This is a genomic window from Aquisalimonas sp., assembly GCF_007120195.1.
GTDB lineage: Bacteria > Pseudomonadota > Gammaproteobacteria > Nitrococcales > Aquisalimonadaceae > Aquisalimonas.
Genome location: NZ_SKOG01000036.1, coordinates 1 through 15,896, shown reverse-complemented (window position 1 = coordinate 15,896; position 15,896 = coordinate 1). Strand labels below are relative to the sequence as shown.

The following is a 15,896-nucleotide window of genomic DNA, read 5'->3' as shown; positions in this document are numbered from 1 at the left end:
GTCGGTGTTGGCCGTCGGGGTGATGTAGTGGCGTAGCTGGAAGAGCTCGTTTTCCGTGTTGATCTCGTCGCGCGCGGAACCTTTGTAGCGCCGGAAGGGATTGGCGTCGAAATCCTCCTGGGTAAGACCCAGATAAGTTTCGCCCATCGTGCGGTCATCCATCGCGAACTTGAACTCCAATTCCTGGTAGATTTCCGCAGTCGGATCGGTATTCCAGCGCAGCTTGGTCATGCTGTTGCGCCGGTCAAGCCCCGTGTCAGGTTCCGGCTGGTTGGGCCCGGCAACAGGGTTATCCACGCTCTTGAAGCCGTCGGATTGCTCGCTGAACCCTTCGATTAGCCAACCCAAGTGCCCGGCCCGGCCGGGCAGGCCTTGCGTGCCACCCAGGTTGGCATGCACACGCCGGCCGTTGTTGGAGCCAAACAACACGTCCGCCTTGCCACCGGTCTCGCTGGGGATCGGCGTCGAGAGCATGTTGAGTGCGCCCCCCGTGGTGTAGGGCCCGTGCCGGATGGCGCTCGAGCCCTTCTGCACTTCCACCCGGTCCATGCGTGCCAGGGGGGGAAAGTAGTACGCCGCAGGGGCGGCGTAGGGCGCCGGGGCGACAAGGACACCGTCTTCCATAATGGTCACGCGATTGTTCCGCTCGGGGGGCGTACCGCGCATGCTGATATGCGGGAACTGCCCGTAGCCTTCCTCCTCGACCAGGTTGACGCCGGGCACGGCGCGCAGGATGCGATGCGGATCGCTGTAGCTGTGGCGGTCCAGTTCGTCACGGTCGAGCTGCTGGGCGGAACCGGGGACATCACGAATCCGGTCCGGGTCACCGGTAATGCTGATGCGCTCAAGCAGGGTGGGGGAGCGGTCGTCGGCCTGTGCCTGTAGTGGTGAGGCGGCGGCCAGCGCCAGTACCGTCACGCCCGAAGCAGCGGCCCGCGTGCGTCGTGGTGCCATTGTGTTGCCCTCCGATGCGGGTTGTATCGTTGTTGTGCCGTCGAGCGAGGCTACAGAGGCGCAGGAGTAGTGTCAATGCGAATCATTCGCATTCGCATATCTAGCACCGCTCGCAAAACCACACAGGAGAGGTATAGAAACTAAAGAGCCCGATCAGCGGGGCTGATCGGGCTCTTCTCCGGGTACCAAATGGTGGGTTGTTTGTGTTACTGCGCGGCCTCCCGTGCGGCCTGCAGCCATTCATCCACCGTGTCGCGGTTATCCTCGATCCACTCGCGTGCGTGAGGACGAACGTCGTCGTCGGTTAGACCTTCCTCATCGATGACCCCGTCGATTTCGCTGATCCACTCGAGCGGCAGTCTCACCTGCCGAAACAGCTCCTCGGCTGCCGGGTTCTCTTCCAGGAACGCATTGTTTGCGGCTACCTGGATGTCGGCGGCGACGAAGCCCATCTCAATGGGATCGCTGACAGCGCCCTCGACACCCTCGGCCCGTTCGGCCTCGTCCTCGAGGATTCCGGGTGCGTTGATCCACATGACGTCCTCGCCCGGGACCAACTCAAGGAGCCAAGCGCTCGGGCCCCAGGTGTAGTACAGCGTCGGCTCTCCGGCCTCGATCCGGGACAGGGCCTCGGCGAAGTTGGCCGAGTAGCCGGCATCCACGTGGTTGATATAGTCATCGAGCTCGAACTTCTCGATCATGTCGTTGATGCCTTCATGGCACCCCCAGCCTGGCGGGCACCCGTAGAGGTCGGCACGCCCGTCTCCCGTGTGGTCGAACGCCGCCCGGACGTCCTCCCGTTCGACGAAATCGTTGATCCCGGTGATGTCGTATTCCTCGACCGCGTCCTTGTTCACGAGATAGCCCTGGATACCGCATGCCGCGCAGTGCGGATCGAACAGGGTCGCGTAATCATCAAAATTCTCCGGCAACTGCGGGTTGTGCAGCGGGAACCAACCGTTCGGGAAGTAGTGGACGTCTCCCTCTGTCAACGCCAGATAGGCAACCGGGTTCGACAGCGATGTGGGTGACTCGACGCTGTAGCCGAGCTCCTCCAGGAGCTCGACGAAGACCCAGCTCACGGGAACAGCCGAAGTCCAGGTTGCCACCGCAGGCTGCACGCTCACGCCCTCGCCGGGCTGCTCGTCGGGGTCCGCAGCCGCCTTGCCCGCCATCGACAGGGCGAGTCCAGCGGCCAGCAGCGCTGTGGTGCACGTGCGCGGGTTGATTATGGTTTCGTGTTGCATCGTCCTCTCCTCCAGTGGTTGCACCTAGGGGCTTGCACCTACTCAAAGCTGTAGTTCCACAAAAAGAGCTTTTCAAGGGGTCGCCATGGAGGCGACGCCGCACTGAGGGATAAGAACCCCGCCAAGCAAGGCACTCCGCCACGCCGGCAATAGTTGACCACGCCGTTGACCATGGGGCGGTTACTCGGACGACGACCGGCTGCCTGGCGCTTTTTCACCGAGGCCTTGGGTAATGCGGTCCAGAACCATGGCCAGCAGTACGATGGCGATGCCGCCGACGAAGGCCTGGCCGATATTCAGGCGCTCGAGCCCCGCATACACCTCCAGGCCGAGCCCGCCGGCACCGATTATGGCCGCGATGACGACCATGGACAGCGAGAGCATGATGGTCTGGTTGATCCCGGCCATGATGGTCGGCAGCGCCAGGGGAAATTGCACCTTCCAAAGGATCTGGCGCGGTGTCGAGCCAAACGCGATGGCCGCTTCCATAAAGTCTTTATGGACTTGACGAATGCCCAGGTTGGTCAGGCGAATCACCGGTGGCATGGCAAAGATAATCGTGGCAATCAGACCGGGAACATTGCCGATGCTAAACAGCATCACCGCCGGCACCAGATAGACGAAGGGGGGTGTCGTCTGCATGATGTCGAGAATCGGCCGGACCACGGTGTAGAAGAGATCACTGCGCGAGCACAGGATGCCAACGGGCAGGCCAATGAGGATGCAGAAAAACACGGCGGTCGTCACCAGCGACAGGGTCACGATCATCGCATCCCAGACGCCCATGAAACCGACGAAGGCGAGCGCAATCACCGCAAACAGGCCCACCTTCCACGAGGCGGCGCGCCAGCCAATCAGAAACAGGCCGATCAGAAACGCCAACGGCGGGATTGACTGCAGCACCCACTGTACCGTCTCCATCACCGCACGAACTGGCGGACTCACGTAAGCGCGGAAAAAGCCGCGGAATGTGCTCACGACCCAGTTGACGGCCTCCGTGATGATCTCTCGCACCGGGATATCGATGAGCTCGAATGGATGGGAGAACAGGATGCGGAGGAAATCCATCAAGTCACTCATGATCGTCGTTTCCTTAATGGCGTCTCAGGATGAGGAAAGGCGCGACCAGTGCGGTGCTTAGCCCGTCTCGGCGCGTGATTCGCCGGCGTACTGCTCCGGTGTCTCACCCTGGCCCCTTTTCTCCAATATGCCGTTGATGAGATCCGGCTCGTCGATAATGCCCCGCAGGCGCCCATCCGCAGCAGTCACGATGGTTGGCAAGGTGGCATGGGAGCGCCCGCGCAGGAGGTCTCGCAATACGGTGCCCTCATCGCAGTGGAGCGCGAGATCACTGCGTCGCTCCGGGCGCTCCTCGGTGTCTGGGCGTTCCAACACCTCGTGGAGGTCCCGGAGCTGGATCGCCTGCTCACCGGAGTAAACCTTGCCGAGGCGGCCGTCCGGATCAATGCCAAAACGGATATCCGGTTCCCCGCGGCGGGCGAAGAGTTTCAGGCCATCGGCTTCACCCACCCACTCGAAATCCGTCGAACCCAGGGGCCGGGCGATTGTTCCGGCGGTGAGCACGCCGGTGGGATCGGCATGTTCCACAAAGTTGGCGACGTACTCGGTCCGGGGGTTGACGAGAATCTCTTCGGGAGTACCGATCTGGACGATTTCACCATCATCCATGATTGCGATGTGATCGCCGATACGCATCGCCTCGTCCAGATCGTGAGTAATAAATAGTATGGTGCGCTGCAATTCATCCTGAATTCTCATCAGCTCCTGCTGCATGTTGACCTTGATCAGCGGATCCAGCGCTGAGAAGGGTTCGTCCATGAGCAGCACCTTCGCCTCCGTGGCCAGTCCGCGTGCCAGGCCGACGCGCTGCTGCATGCCCCCGGAGAGCTCGTGCGGATAGCTGTGGCTCCACTGTCCCAGGCCCACCAACTCGAGCACCTCCTGGCCGATGCGCTCGCTCTCCTTGCGCTCCCGACCCTGGATTTCAAGCCCATAGATGACGTTCGACAGCACAGTCCGGTGCGGAAACAGCGCAAAGTGCTGGAACACCATGCTCATGTCATGCTTGCGCAACTCACGCAATTCATTGGCGTCCATGCCAGTGATCTCGCGCTCGCCATGCTGCTCGTCGACCAGGTAGATTTTCCCGCTGGTGGGTTCGATGAGGCGATTGATACAACGAATCAGCGTCGACTTACCGCTGCCCGACAGGCCCATGATGCAGAAGACCTCACCCGGGCGAAGTTCGAAGCTGGCGTTACTGATGCCGAGCACATGCCCCGTTTGCGCCTGAATTTCGCTTTTCGTCTTGCCCTGCTCAACCAGGGGCAGCACCGACTCGGGGTCGGGACCGAATATCTTTGTGACACCCTCAGCCCGTATCACCGTTTTACCCTCCGCGCCTGATTCTCGTTTGTCGTTCGTAATCCGGAGGGGGAGCGAACTGGGCTGGCAATTGACCGGTCCCTCTTCTTTGCGGCGCAATCCGCAGCCTGACGGGGCTGTCAACTGCTGAACCATCGTCCCCCGCTCCGGTCAATGCTATTTGACGATAACGCGCAGGCCGGAGGCTTTCAAGGCGGCTACAGGCTGGACGCTCGCCCTAACAAGCGCTCATGACGCCGGGAAACCGTGGATGTGAACTGGGGCTTTGGGGAGGGCATGCTTCCCGAGCGTGCGCGGCGTGGGCACAATACGAGTGATGAATTGTCGACGCGGCAGAAGACGAGAAAATGGGATGAAAAAGGCACGAACAATCTGGATCGCAATCATCATGCTGTTCCTTCTCGCCGGTTGCGCGACGCAGGTGGACCGGGTCGGCCCCGATGAGGCGGACGACATCAGCGGCCGCTGGAATGATCGCGACTCACGGCTGGTCTCGGAAGAGATGGTGGACGACATGCTCCAGCGCGGATGGCTTGAACGCCACAACGCGCGGCGCGACAACAACCCCACTGTCATCGTGGGCGAAATCCGCAACCTCAGTGATGAGCACATCAGCACGAATACGTTCATCCGTGACATCGAGCGCGAGCTCATCAACTCCGGGCGGATTACTTTCGTTGCAGACAGTGGCGAGCGCGACGCCCTGCGCCGCGAGCGCGCCGACCAGGAGGCTCACGCGCTGGAGGACACCCGCAGCCTGGCAGGCATGGAACTCGGTGCCGACTACATGCTGACCGGTACGATCAACACCATCCGGGATGTGGAGGGGCGTACAGAGGTGGCCTACTATCAGGTCAATCTGGCGCTCACCAGCCTGACGGACAACACACGCGTTTGGGTCGGCCAGAAAGAGATCCGCAAGGTCATCCGGCGCGGTCTGTTCCGCTCCTGACGAGGGCGCCATGGCCGTGGGCCGGCTCGCGCAGGTCCTGCTGATTGGCGTGGTGTTGCTCCTTGGGGGCTGCGCCGGGCACCAGGTGCAGGACCGCATTGATGATCGACTCCGCGCCGGAGACACCAGCGGTGCCCTGGAAGTGGTGGAGCGGCTCGATTCCCGGCGCAATCAGGCGTTGTATTTGCTCAATCGCGGGATGCTGCTGCGCATGGACGGCCAGCTCGACGCCAGCGTGGAGGCCTTCGAGGACGCCAAGCGCCAGCTGGGCGCCCTCGAGCCTATCAGCATCTCCGAGACGGTGGCGGACTGGGCGCTGGCGGAGACAGCTGGCCAGTACGATAGCAACGTGCATGAACGCCTGTTCCTACATGTCACGCAGATGTTGAATTTCCTCGAGCTCGGGGATCTGCACGCCGCTCGGGTGGAGGCGCTGCAAATCGATCTTGGCCTGCGACGGGTCGATCCATCCGGGGGCGCAGCCCCGCACGGTGGCGACGCCTTCGCCCGTTACCTCAGCGGCATCGTCTTTGAAGCGAGTGGTGATCGCAGCGATGCCCTTATCGCTTATCGCCGGGCCGCTCAGCGCTACGAGGCGCTGGAGGCCCCAGTGCCGAGGGACTTGCAGGTCAGCTTGCTGCACATGCTCGACGCCCTGGATCAGACCGAAGAACGCGAGCGCTGGGCCGAGCGCTTTGGCATCGAGGCCGTGCGCGCACGCGGGGAGGGGACGGGGCAATTGGTCGTGGTCGTCCACAGTGGACTGGGGCCACGGCTTGGCGAATCCAGTGTGGCGGCGCAGGATCCACGTAGCGGTCAATTGTATCGCGTCTCGCTGCCCGCGGTGCGGGGGCGAGGCGATCCCAGCGCCGCCGTGACGCTTGCCGTAGCCGAGCGCGCTGTGGAGGGCGAGCGGGTTGAATCTGTGCATCACGCCCTTGAGCGCTGGGTGGGCGCGCAGATTCCATTGCTGACCGCTCGCGCCGTGAGCCGGAACGTCGTCCGGCACCAGGTAACGGGGCAGGTCAGGGACGAGAGCCGCGGCCTCGGCGCGCTGCTGAACGTCCTCGGTTTCCTGGTGGACTCAGCGGACACCCGCACCTGGCGCACGTTACCCGATAGCCTGTGGATGAGCCGAGCCGAGCTGGCGCCTGGAACCTATGAGCCAAAGCTGCATATCCGGCGACGTGCCGGGGGAGAACAGACGATCCAGCTGCAAGAGCCGGTGGAGATACTGGAGGGCGGGTTGACCGTGCGCAGTGTGTTTGTGCGTTAACGTAGCAGCTCTTGCTCCAGGGTGCGGCGAAAATTGAGCAGGTGACGCGTGTTGGCCGCCAGGTCAGCTCGGCCCATGCGCGAGTGTGAGCGGAAGTACACGGTGCTCAGATCAGGCTCCGCCGCACGCGCTTGAATATAAATGTCATCCTGGAACCGCAGCACCGGCGTCGTGGCGACAGCCTGTAGCGTGAGCGTATCAGCGTCGGCGTGCAGGATCTCCCAGCCCAACTCATCCACTGCCCGTTTCGCCGCCTGCCATGTTGCTTCGGGACTGGCTGCGTACAATCGTGGTCGCAGTTCGGGCCGTGCAGCATACACTCGGGTCTCGACGCTGTTCGTGGTGAGGTAGATGCCGAACCGGATCACCGGGCCGGGCGCATCGAACATCGGTGGCCAGTTCCTCACGATGGTGCCGAGGACCAGCAACAGGGCGAGCAGCGTGATCGCCAGCAGTAGCTTGATGGTCGCACCCAGTGCCTTCACGCCGCCTCCCCTGCGCTACAAGCCGTTGCTCTCGCCGAGCCTGCGGGCACACGGCTACCAGGGTATGGCCGTACGGTCCTGATAGAAACCGCCATTGGGGCCGTCGTCACCCAGGGTTGCCAGCCAAGTAATACCGCGAACGGCTTCCGCGACTGGCCGGGGAGCGTTGCGGCCACCCATGCGGGTTCGCACCCAGCCCGGGCTGACCGCATTGATGAGGATGTTCTCGCCCTCAACCTCCGCTGCCAGGATGCGGGTCAGTGCATTCAACGCTGTCTTTGACAGCCGGTAAGCGGCGAAGGAGCCACGCATCTCGGAGAGTTGCGCCAGGCCCGACGACACATTGACGATGCGCCCAAAACCGTTGCGGCGCATCAGTGGGACAGCGAGCTGACAGAGCCGCAGAGGGCCGTAGAGATTGGTCTCCATGCTCTGGCGCACCTGGTCGAGCTGCGTGCCGAACACACTGGCACGCTGGGGCTGATCCGGCGATCCGTCGGGCATGATTCCGGCATTGTTGATCAGGGTGTCCACGCGCTGGTAGTGCTCCTCCAGAAAGCCGAACAATCGTTGCCGGCTGTCTTCGCGGTCCACATCCAACGGATGGTAGACCACTCTGAGGCCTTCGCTTTGCAGTTTATCCGCTGCCGCCTTGCCCGTAATCCCGTCGCGACTGGTGAGCACGACCTCGTGCCCCAGCCACCCGAGCTGACGCGCGGTTTCAAAACCAATGCCGCGGTTTGCACCGGTAATCAGCGTGACGATCCGGGTTTCGCTCATGGCGTCCACCATCTCCTGAGTTGGTCGCGCTCATGCACCCGGGATCCCTCGGTCACGAAGATAGTACTGATCAAGGACCTTGAGGTGTTCGTCCAGTTCGAACACCAGCGGTTGGCCTGTGGGGACTTCAACGCTGGTGATTGCCTCGTCGCTGATGCCCTGCAGGTGTTTGATCAGCGCCCGCAGGCTGTTGCCATGGGCAGCAATGAGCACGGTTTTCCGGCGCTTCAATGTCGGTGCGATGTCCGATTCCCAGTAGGGCAGCACGCGCTGAAGGGTGGATTCCAGGGACTCGGTAGCCGGGAGCTGTTGCGCTGATAAGCCAGCGTAGCGCGGATCGAAGCGCGGGTGACGGTCGTCGGAGGCGTCCAGCGCCGGGGGCGGGGTGGCGTAGCTGCGCCGCCAGATGTGCACCTGTTCCTCACCGTACCGCGCCGCGGTTTCGGCCTTGTTGAGGCCGGTTAACGCACCATAGTGCCGTTCGTTGAGGCGCCAGTCCTTGATCACGGGGATCCACATGGCGTCGAGCGCATCCAGGGCGATCCACAGGGTGCGGATGGCGCGTTTCAGGACAGAGGTGTAGGCGAGGTCAAACCGATATCCATGGGTGCGAAGCAGTTCGCCCGCCGCGTGGGCTTCCTCGCGGCCCTGCTCGGTCAAGTCCACGTCGTACCAGCCGGTAAACCGGTTCTCCAGGTTCCAGACACTCTGTCCGTGCCGAAGCATGACCAAGCGTTGCATGAAAGGCTCCCCGCGGTCCCGAAAGACCCGAGATTCTACCAGCCTTAGACGGGAGATGAAGGGCTGGCGCGCGCAACATAGTGCCCCTTGAAGCGGGCGCAAACGGTGTTGTTCGCCTCAAGGTCCAGGGTCAGGTCAAGGCGGGCGGTTCCGCCCTCGTCGCGGGCCGTGCGCAGGCCCGCGAGCTGGGCGTCGGTGATTGCGGCACGAACGGTGATGTCGGCGCTTGCCGGGCGCAGGTAGCGGATTTCAGCCTTGCCCAGGACGAGTTCCGCCTGCCAATGGGCCGCCTCTGCCCAGCGGCGCAGGAGCGCCCAGCCGGCCAGGCTGGCGAGTGCGTGCTGGCTGCCGGCAAACACGGTGCCGGCATGGTTGTGATTGGCATGCAGCGGCGCTGCCAGGGTGACCGAGCGGTGGTCGGCGTGGGTGACCCGGATGCCCATCGCGCTGCTGATCGGAATTTGTTCGTGTAGGAGTGCCTGCAGTTCCGATGGGCTCATCATGGAGCGACCTCAGTGCACCTTCCGCCATACCGTCGATACGTTACCATGAGCACCCTGTGCGTTGCAGATAATGACGCGAACGTGTGCATCGCCATACGAGTGAGTAGGGAGTCCAAGGTGGCAGCAGAGATTGAACGCAAGTTCCTGGTGTTGGGGGACGGATGGCGTAAAGAGGCGCATCGCTCCGAGTTGCTGCGCCAAGGGTATTTGGTCGGGTCGGAACGGGCATCGATTCGGGTCCGGATGAGCGATGACCGCGCCTGGCTCAACATCAAAAGCGCGACGCTCGGCATCTCCCGCCGCGAGTACGAATATCCCATTCCGTGGCAAGACGCGAGGGAAATACTTGATAACCTGTGTGCGGGGCCACTCATCGAGAAGACGCGGCATTTCGTCAACCACGGTGACCACCTCTGGGAGATTGACGAGTTCCTCGGTGATAATGCCGGTTTGGTGGTCGCTGAGGTCGAGCTGGACCATCCCGATGAAGCCTACGCATCTCCTGACTGGCTGGGCGAGGAAGTCTCCGACGATCCCCGCTACTACAACGTCAGCCTCGTGCGCCATCCGTTCCGGGACTGGTCGTGAGCGGCCCTGTGCAACCCTGGCTTCGGGTCTTCCTCGACCGCCAGGAAGTCGAGCTGCGGCGGGGCGAGGAAATCTGCCGTTACCCGGCGTCCACTGCGGCCAACGGGCCTGGGGAACAGGATGGCTCCTTCTGCACCCCGCGCGGCTGGCATGTGATCCGCGCGCGCATCGGAGCCGGCGTGCCGGTCGGTGGCGTATTCAAGGCGCGTCGGTGGACCGGGGAAGTCTGCACGCCGGAGGTCTATGCCGCGCAGCCACACCGGGACTGGATTCTCACCCGTATTCTCTGGCTTTGCGGCCGGGAGCCGGGCCGCAATCGCTTCGGTGCCGTGGACACGATGCGCCGCTACATCTACTTCCATGGCTGCCCCGACGCGGTTGCCTTGGGTCAGCCTGGGTCGAAAGGGTGTATTCGCATGCGAAACAAAGACATATTAAACCTTTTTGACAAGGTACATGCAGGTACTGCGGTCTGGCTCGGCGATAGCATCCGGGCCCCGCACGCGCCTGATCCGGCACTATTTCCTGACAAGGAACGGGCATGATGCCCGGCGCATTGATGATCGGGTTGCGCGGCACGGAGCTCACCCTGAAGGAGCGAGAGCTGTTGGCGCACCCGCGCGTCGTCGGTGTGATCCTGTTTCCACGCAACTTCGATAACCTCAAGCAGCTCAGGGCCTTGGTTTCCGCAGTTCACACCCATCGGAATCCGCCGCTCCTCGTCGCGGTGGATCAGGAGGGCGGTCGCGTTCAACGCTTCGGTGAGCCGTTCACGACGCTGCCCGCGGCGCGGTTGCTCGGGTCGCTCTACGATCGAGACCCCGCGCAGGGGCAACGCACCGCGGAGCAACTCGCGTGGCTGATGGCGGCGGAGTTACGCACTGTTGGCGTGGATCTCAGCTTTGCGCCGGTGCTCGACCTTGACCGGGGTTGCAGCGCAGTCATCGGCAATCGCGCCCTGCACTCTGATCCCGACGCAGTTGGGCAGCTGGGCACGGCCTGGGCGCGGGGCATGCGCGCCGCGGGCATGGCCGTCACGGGTAAGCATTTCCCCGGGCACGGCGGAGTGACAGCGGACTCTCATGTCGAGCTGCCCGTGGATGGGCGTCCCGTGCTTGAGCTGCGAGGGCAGGACATGGTGCCGTTCGAGCGGCTGATTGCCGAGAACATGGCCGATGCCGTAATGACCGCTCATGTGGTCTATCGCGATTTGGACGATCAACCCGCAAGCTTCTCCTACCCCTGGATCCAGCGCATCCTGCGCCAGGAACTGGGTTTCCAGGGTGTTGTCGTGGGAGACGACCTCGGCATGGAAGGCGCGGCGAGCGCAGGGGATTACGCACAGCGGGCACAATCCGCAGCCGCGTCTGGTTGTGACTTGATCATGCTCTGCAATGCGTTCGACGCCACGGATTCCGTGCTCGATGCCCTCGGGCGCCAAGTCCACGACGCCACCGAGGCGCGGCTGGCCGCATTGCGTCCAGGACCCGCTCCGGCGCGGGACCTGCAGGCTCTGCGGCGAACCGAGCGCTGGCTCGCTGCCCGCGAGGCCCTGGATCGGCTTCCCAGGGGGATCGACTGACTGCACCGGCCGGGCCAGGGCACTCCCGGGCACTTCGCCTGTCTCATGGGAAGAGCGAGGACCGAGGGCGGGGCATAGGCATCCGCCCCAAAGGCCGGCGCCCGCAAGGTTCATTGCGGCTTGCGGCGCGCGGGGGACTCAATGGCTCATGAATGGATGACATCAATGCAGCAGACCGTCCGCGAAGCACCCTATGCCGATTTGGGGCCGGGAACTGTCCTGGATGCGGTGGAATCCCTTGGGCTTCAATGTGACGGGCGGTTACTACCGCTGAACAGCTACGAGAATCGTGTCTACCAGATCGGCCTTGAAGAGCGAGCGCCCGTGATTGGAAAGTTCTACCGAGAGGGGCGCTGGAGCGATGAGGCGATTCTGGAAGAGCACACCTTCACCGCGGAACTCCACGAGCACGAGATCCCCGTCGTGGCGCCACTTGCGTTCGGCGGCACGACGCTGCACACCTACAACGGCTACCGCTTCGCGCTGTTCCCGCGCCAGGGCGGGCGCCTACCGGACCTGGACAACCCGGAGGCACGACGGTGGTTGGGCCGTTTCCTCGGCCGATTACACCTGGTGGGGGAAATCCAACCTTTTGTGGCGCGGCCGACGCTAACGGTGGCACGCCTCGGCCACGAGCCCGTGCGGTACATTGTTGATCACGGGCTGCTGCCGTCCAGTCTCGAGACGGCCTATACCAGCCTGGCGGCGGACGTGTTGGAGCGTATCGAAGCCGCGTTCGCTCGTGCCGGTCGGTATCAGCCAATCCGCGTGCACGGCGACTGCCATCCCGGCAATATTCTGTGGACGGACGATGGCCCGCATTTCGTCGACCTCGACGATGCCATGAACGGCCCCGCCATCCAGGACCTGTGGATGCTGCTCTCCGGTGAGCGTGTCGAGATGACGCGGCAACTCGATGAGATCCTGGAGGGTTACGAGGATTTCTACTCACTGGACCCGCGCCAGTTGCACCTGCTTGAACCCCTGAGGACGCTGCGAATGATCCATTTCTCGTACTGGCTGGCCCTGCGCTGGAACGATCCAGCGTTTCCCCCCGCGTTTCCATGGTTTGCCAGCGAGCGCTACTGGGAGGAACAAGTGCTGGCATTACGCGAGCAGGCAGCGCTTCTGGACGAAGCGCCACTACAATTGTGACTGTCTCGGGCGCCCGCATGCAGCTGACCGCCGGCACCAGCCAGCCCACGGCTCGACGCCTAATGGGTGGGATGTGGCTGATGCTCGTGATGGTGTTGCTGCCGGTCTCGGCGCAGGCAGCCGTGACCGTTGAGATCCGTGGCGTGGAGGGTGAATTGGCGGATAACATCCGCAACCACGTCGGAACGCCGGCGAGCAGTGATCCGCTGGTCGTCCGGCGTTTCGCCGGGCGTGTCAACCAGCGGGCACTTGAGGCGTTACAGGCCTTGGGGCACTACGAAGCAGAGGTCCAGGTGGATACGCGCCGCGACGGGGACAGCCGTAAGATTGTCATCGAGGTCGACCCAGGGCCGCCGGTGGTGCTGAGCAAGGTGGATGTCCGCTTCTCGGGCGATGCCGCGAACGACCAAGCCTTCCAGCGCCTGCTCGAGCGCATGCCACTGCGCGAGGGGGATACGCTCCATCACGGCCGCTACTCGTCCACCAAGCGCAACATCGAGAATCTGGCATTGACTCGGGGTTACTTCGACGGACGGTTTGAGCGGGCACGGGTGAACGTCAACATCCGTGAACAGCGCGCCGAGGTCATCCTGCACTACGCCGCTGGCGAGCGCTACCGTTTCGGTGATGTTGAGTTCTCCGATAAAACCCTCTCGGAGGATCTGCTGCACCGACTGGTCCCGTTCGACACCGATGACTATTATCACTCCGATGGGATTGCCGCTTTGAACCGCAACCTGCTCAACAGCGATTATTTCCGGGATGTCCGGGTGCGTACGCGCGAGGACAGGGCCGAGGATAAGCGCATGCCGGTGGCGGCGAACGTGCGCATGAGCCGGCGCAACCGGGTCGGCGTCGGGGTCGGCTTTGCAACGGATGTCGGGCCCCGGCTGCGGCTGGATTGGCGTAGGCCCTGGGTCAATGCCGACGGCCACAGCGTGGCGTCCGAGGCCGAACTCTCGGAAGTGCGTCAGTCGGTCAGCAGCACCTACAGCATTCCCCTGACACCCCCATTGGATCACAAGCTGCAATTTCAGGGCGGCTGGCAACGCGAGGAAATCGAGGATACGGAGGCGGAGAAGCTCACGGCCGCGATTCAACGCCAGCGCCTGCTGACCAAAGGCTGGACCCAGACCCTGTTCCTGCGCTGGGAACGTGAGAAGTTCGTGCAGGCCAGCGACCGGGGGGAGACCACGTTGACACTCCCCGGCATGAGCTTGGCCCGCACCCGCAGCCGCGGTGGCATCGACCCCAACTGGGGCGATCGTCAGTTCGCTTCTGTGGCGGTGACCGACCCGGAATTGGGTTCGGATATCCGGCTGTCCCACATTCGCCTGGGCACGAAATGGCTGCGCACCTTTGCGCGCCACCGCGTCGTGGCACGCCTCGATGGGGGTGCGGTAATCACCGATGACTTCAGCCGCACCCCGCCGTCCCTGCGGTTTTTCACGGGGGGGGACCAGAGCGTGCGCGGCTTCAGCTACCAGTCGCTTGCACCCCGCGACGACAACGATGAACTCCTCGGCGGGCGGTACCTGGCGGTCGGCAGTATTGAGTACGGCTACCGTTTTCTGGAACGTTGGACCGCAGCGACCTTTTATGATGTCGGCAATGCCTTCAATGACCTGGATGAGGGCTTTCGCGAAGGGGCCGGGGTCGGGGTTCGCTGGGCCTCGCCTGTGGGGCCGATCCGCCTGGATCTGGCCTGGGGAATCAGCGAGCCGGACAACCCGTTCCGGATACACTTCTCGATGGGGCCGGAGATATGAAGTCGCTGTTGCTTTGGTTCACGGCAACCCTGCGCTGGGTCGGGCGGCAGCTTCGTCGCGTCTCGCGGCTGCTGTATATCGTCCTGGTGACATTGATTGTTGGTGTGCTGTGGCTGGTGATGACCACGAGCGGTGCACAGTGGCTCGCGGAGCGGGCCATGGCCGAGGAGGAGCGCCTTGAGCTGCGCGTTACCGGCGGCAGCCTCTGGAACGGGCTGGAAATCCAGCAATTGAGCTGGCGCGACACTGGCGTGGATGTCGGCGTGCGCCAGGCCGAGCTGCGGTGGAATCACCTGTGCCTGCTGCAGCGGCGCGTCTGTCTGGATTTGGCCGCGGTGCGCGGCGTGGACGTGCGCGTGGATACGGACGCCTTGCCGGACCCAGAGGAGGATGACGTCGAAGCGGCAGCCGAGCAGGGCGATCCCTTCCCCTTGCCGATCGATCTTTCCTTCCCGGATATCCGGATCCAGAAAGTCGATGCCACGGTGGACGACCACCGGGTGCGCTGGAGTGAGCTGCGCATGGGTGGTGAACTCACGGGCTCGACCCTGCGGGTGCGTCAGTTCAACTGGGAGACCATCCTCGTGGAACTGGCGGAGCAGGAAGACGAGCTCGTCACGGCAGAGGAGGCCGATGATGATGCTCCGGGGTTGCTCGAGACGGGCTGGGAACCGCTGGACTTACCGGAAGTGCAACTGCCGCTCAAAGTTGTGGTCGAGGACCTGCGTCTCCATGATCTCCGGGTCGTTCAGGGCGAAGAGCTGTTCGCCGTGCAGCGCTTCAGTATTGCCGGCGGGCTGCGCGGAACCGACTTGGTGCTCACCCACCTGGAGGCGGTGCACAAGCACGGCCAACTGCTTGCCGACGGGACGATCAAGCTGGAGGACGACTGGCCGCTGGATCTGGATGTCCACCTCGATGCCCGAGAGTTACCGGAGATCGGTGATCTGGAGTTGCGCGCTCAGCTCTGGAACAGCATCGGTGATCTCGAATTCGCCGCCGACGCACAGGGCCTCGCTGAGGTCCATATACGTGGTGCGGCGGCACCGGGGAAGAAGGACCTTCCCATGCGCCTGGAAGGCAATTGGGATGCACTGCAATGGCCGCTGGAGACGGGCGAACTGGTGGTCTCTCGAGGTGGCAAGCTGCACCTGGAGGGCGACCTGAGCGATTATGAATTGGCGCTCGAGACGGACCTCAGCGGTCAGGATATCCCGCCGGGGCACTGGGAGTTGCTTGCCCATGGCGATCTGGCACACGTGCGTGTCGAGCGACTACGTGGCGAGATTCTGGAAGGCAGTCTCGAGATCAGCGGGCAGGCGCAGTGGCATCCGCAGATTGCGTGGCAAGCCGATGCACGGTTGGAAGGGCTCGCCCCGGACACCCTGTATGCCGAAGCGCCAACGCGTGTCACTGGTGGTCTGAGCACATCTGGACAGCTCGTTGACGGGGATCTGG

16 protein-coding genes are annotated in these 15,896 nt (G+C 63.3%); 8 read left to right on the top strand and 8 right to left on the bottom strand.

Going from position 1 to position 15,896, the window contains the following annotated elements; all coding sequences use genetic code 11:
• The 4 genes from QZT63_RS03205 to QZT63_RS03190 all read right to left on the bottom strand — a co-directional run.
• The coding region (locus QZT63_RS03205) for a TonB-dependent receptor plug domain-containing protein (RefSeq protein ID WP_290648520.1) at window positions 1-954 on the bottom strand (954 nt) is incomplete at its 3' end.
• Between the two features lie 206 nt (window positions 955-1,160).
• Window positions 1,161-2,201 carry a glycine betaine/L-proline ABC transporter substrate-binding protein ProX gene (proX, locus tag QZT63_RS03200; protein WP_290648519.1) on the bottom strand — a complete coding sequence of 347 codons (1,041 nt, stop codon included), beginning with the start codon at window positions 2,199-2,201 and terminating at the stop codon, window positions 1,161-1,163.
• Window positions 2,202-2,381: 180 nt separating this feature from the next.
• A complete protein-coding gene (locus QZT63_RS03195; protein WP_290648518.1) occupies window positions 2,382-3,281 on the bottom strand; it encodes a proline/glycine betaine ABC transporter permease in 900 nt (299 codons plus the stop codon).
• Between the two features lie 57 nt (window positions 3,282-3,338).
• Window positions 3,339-4,607: a glycine betaine/L-proline ABC transporter ATP-binding protein gene (locus QZT63_RS03190; protein WP_290648517.1), complete on the bottom strand. Its 1,269-nt coding sequence runs from the start codon at window positions 4,605-4,607 to the stop codon at window positions 3,339-3,341.
• A 352-nt stretch (window positions 4,608-4,959) separates the two neighbouring features.
• Between QZT63_RS03190 and QZT63_RS03185 the strand changes: the two genes are divergently transcribed.
• The gene (locus QZT63_RS03185; RefSeq protein WP_290648515.1) at window positions 4,960-5,559 is read left to right on the top strand and encodes a penicillin-binding protein activator LpoB; all 600 of its coding nucleotides are present in this window, start codon (window positions 4,960-4,962) and stop codon (window positions 5,557-5,559) included.
• Between the two features lie 10 nt (window positions 5,560-5,569).
• On the top strand, window positions 5,570-6,835 hold the full coding sequence (locus tag QZT63_RS03180) for a hypothetical protein (protein ID WP_290648513.1): 1,266 nt from the start codon (window positions 5,570-5,572) through the stop codon (window positions 6,833-6,835).
• Here QZT63_RS03180 and QZT63_RS03175 read toward each other — a convergent pair.
• Genes QZT63_RS03175 through QZT63_RS03160 form a run of 4 tightly spaced genes read right to left on the bottom strand, consistent with a single transcriptional unit; the run spans window position 6,832 to window position 9,344 of the window.
• On the bottom strand, window positions 6,832-7,320 hold the full coding sequence (locus QZT63_RS03175) for a DUF1499 domain-containing protein (RefSeq protein ID WP_290648511.1): 489 nt from the start codon (window positions 7,318-7,320) through the stop codon (window positions 6,832-6,834). The two genes, QZT63_RS03180 and QZT63_RS03175, sit on opposite strands and share 4 nt — an antisense overlap.
• 54 nt (window positions 7,321-7,374) lie before the next feature.
• On the bottom strand, window positions 7,375-8,100 hold the full coding sequence (locus tag QZT63_RS03170) for an SDR family oxidoreductase (RefSeq protein ID WP_290648508.1): 726 nt from the start codon (window positions 8,098-8,100) through the stop codon (window positions 7,375-7,377).
• 30 nt (window positions 8,101-8,130) lie between these two features.
• Window positions 8,131-8,832: a 2,3-diphosphoglycerate-dependent phosphoglycerate mutase gene (gpmA, locus tag QZT63_RS03165; RefSeq protein WP_366635750.1), complete on the bottom strand. Its 702-nt coding sequence runs from the start codon at window positions 8,830-8,832 to the stop codon at window positions 8,131-8,133.
• 53 nt (window positions 8,833-8,885) lie between these two features.
• Window positions 8,886-9,344: a YiiD C-terminal domain-containing protein gene (locus tag QZT63_RS03160; protein WP_290648504.1), complete on the bottom strand. Its 459-nt coding sequence runs from the start codon at window positions 9,342-9,344 to the stop codon at window positions 8,886-8,888.
• A gap of 117 nt (window positions 9,345-9,461) precedes the next feature.
• On the opposite strand from QZT63_RS03160, the gene QZT63_RS03155 reads away from it, so the two are divergent.
• From QZT63_RS03155 to QZT63_RS03130, 6 genes are all read left to right on the top strand, one after another.
• Window positions 9,462-9,932 carry a CYTH domain-containing protein gene (locus QZT63_RS03155; RefSeq protein ID WP_290648502.1) on the top strand — a complete coding sequence of 157 codons (471 nt, stop codon included), beginning with the start codon at window positions 9,462-9,464 and terminating at the stop codon, window positions 9,930-9,932.
• Window positions 9,923-10,477 (top strand): L,D-transpeptidase, encoded by a 555-nt coding sequence (locus QZT63_RS03150; RefSeq protein ID WP_290648522.1) that lies wholly within the window; start codon window positions 9,923-9,925, stop codon window positions 10,475-10,477. Before QZT63_RS03155 ends, QZT63_RS03150 begins: the two co-directional genes overlap by 10 nt.
• The gene (gene nagZ / locus QZT63_RS03145) at window positions 10,474-11,514 is read left to right on the top strand and encodes a beta-N-acetylhexosaminidase (protein ID WP_290648500.1); all 1,041 of its coding nucleotides are present in this window, start codon (window positions 10,474-10,476) and stop codon (window positions 11,512-11,514) included. Before QZT63_RS03150 ends, nagZ begins: the two co-directional genes overlap by 4 nt.
• A 165-nt stretch (window positions 11,515-11,679) precedes the next feature.
• Window positions 11,680-12,669: a serine/threonine protein kinase gene (locus QZT63_RS03140; RefSeq protein WP_290648498.1), complete on the top strand. Its 990-nt coding sequence runs from the start codon at window positions 11,680-11,682 to the stop codon at window positions 12,667-12,669.
• 17 nt (window positions 12,670-12,686) lie between these two features.
• A complete protein-coding gene (locus QZT63_RS03135; RefSeq protein ID WP_290648496.1) occupies window positions 12,687-14,438 on the top strand; it encodes an autotransporter assembly complex family protein in 1,752 nt (583 codons plus the stop codon).
• Window positions 14,435-15,896, top strand: a 1,462-nt coding sequence (locus QZT63_RS03130) for a hypothetical protein (RefSeq protein WP_290648494.1), incomplete at its 3' end; no start/stop codon positions are given. The genes QZT63_RS03135 and QZT63_RS03130, both read left to right, overlap by 4 nt.

Bases quoted from the DNA above. Each gene is read 5' to 3' on its own strand.
- proX (WP_290648519.1), bottom strand. From the start codon at position 2,201: ATGCAACACGAAACCATAATCAACCCGCGCACGTGCACCACAGCGCTG.
- QZT63_RS03195 (WP_290648518.1), bottom strand. From the start codon at position 3,281: ATGAGTGACTTGATGGATTTCCTCCGCATCCTGTTCTCCCATCCATTC.
- QZT63_RS03185 (WP_290648515.1), top strand. From the start codon at position 4,960: ATGAAAAAGGCACGAACAATCTGGATCGCAATCATCATGCTGTTCCTT.
- QZT63_RS03180 (WP_290648513.1), top strand. From the start codon at position 5,570: ATGGCCGTGGGCCGGCTCGCGCAGGTCCTGCTGATTGGCGTGGTGTTG.
- QZT63_RS03170 (WP_290648508.1), bottom strand. From the start codon at position 8,100: ATGAGCGAAACCCGGATCGTCACGCTGATTACCGGTGCAAACCGCGGC.
- QZT63_RS03160 (WP_290648504.1), bottom strand. From the start codon at position 9,344: ATGATGAGCCCATCGGAACTGCAGGCACTCCTACACGAACAAATTCCG.
- nagZ (WP_290648500.1), top strand. From the start codon at position 10,474: ATGATGCCCGGCGCATTGATGATCGGGTTGCGCGGCACGGAGCTCACC.
- QZT63_RS03140 (WP_290648498.1), top strand. From the start codon at position 11,680: ATGCAGCAGACCGTCCGCGAAGCACCCTATGCCGATTTGGGGCCGGGA.
- QZT63_RS03135 (WP_290648496.1), top strand. From the start codon at position 12,687: ATGCAGCTGACCGCCGGCACCAGCCAGCCCACGGCTCGACGCCTAATG.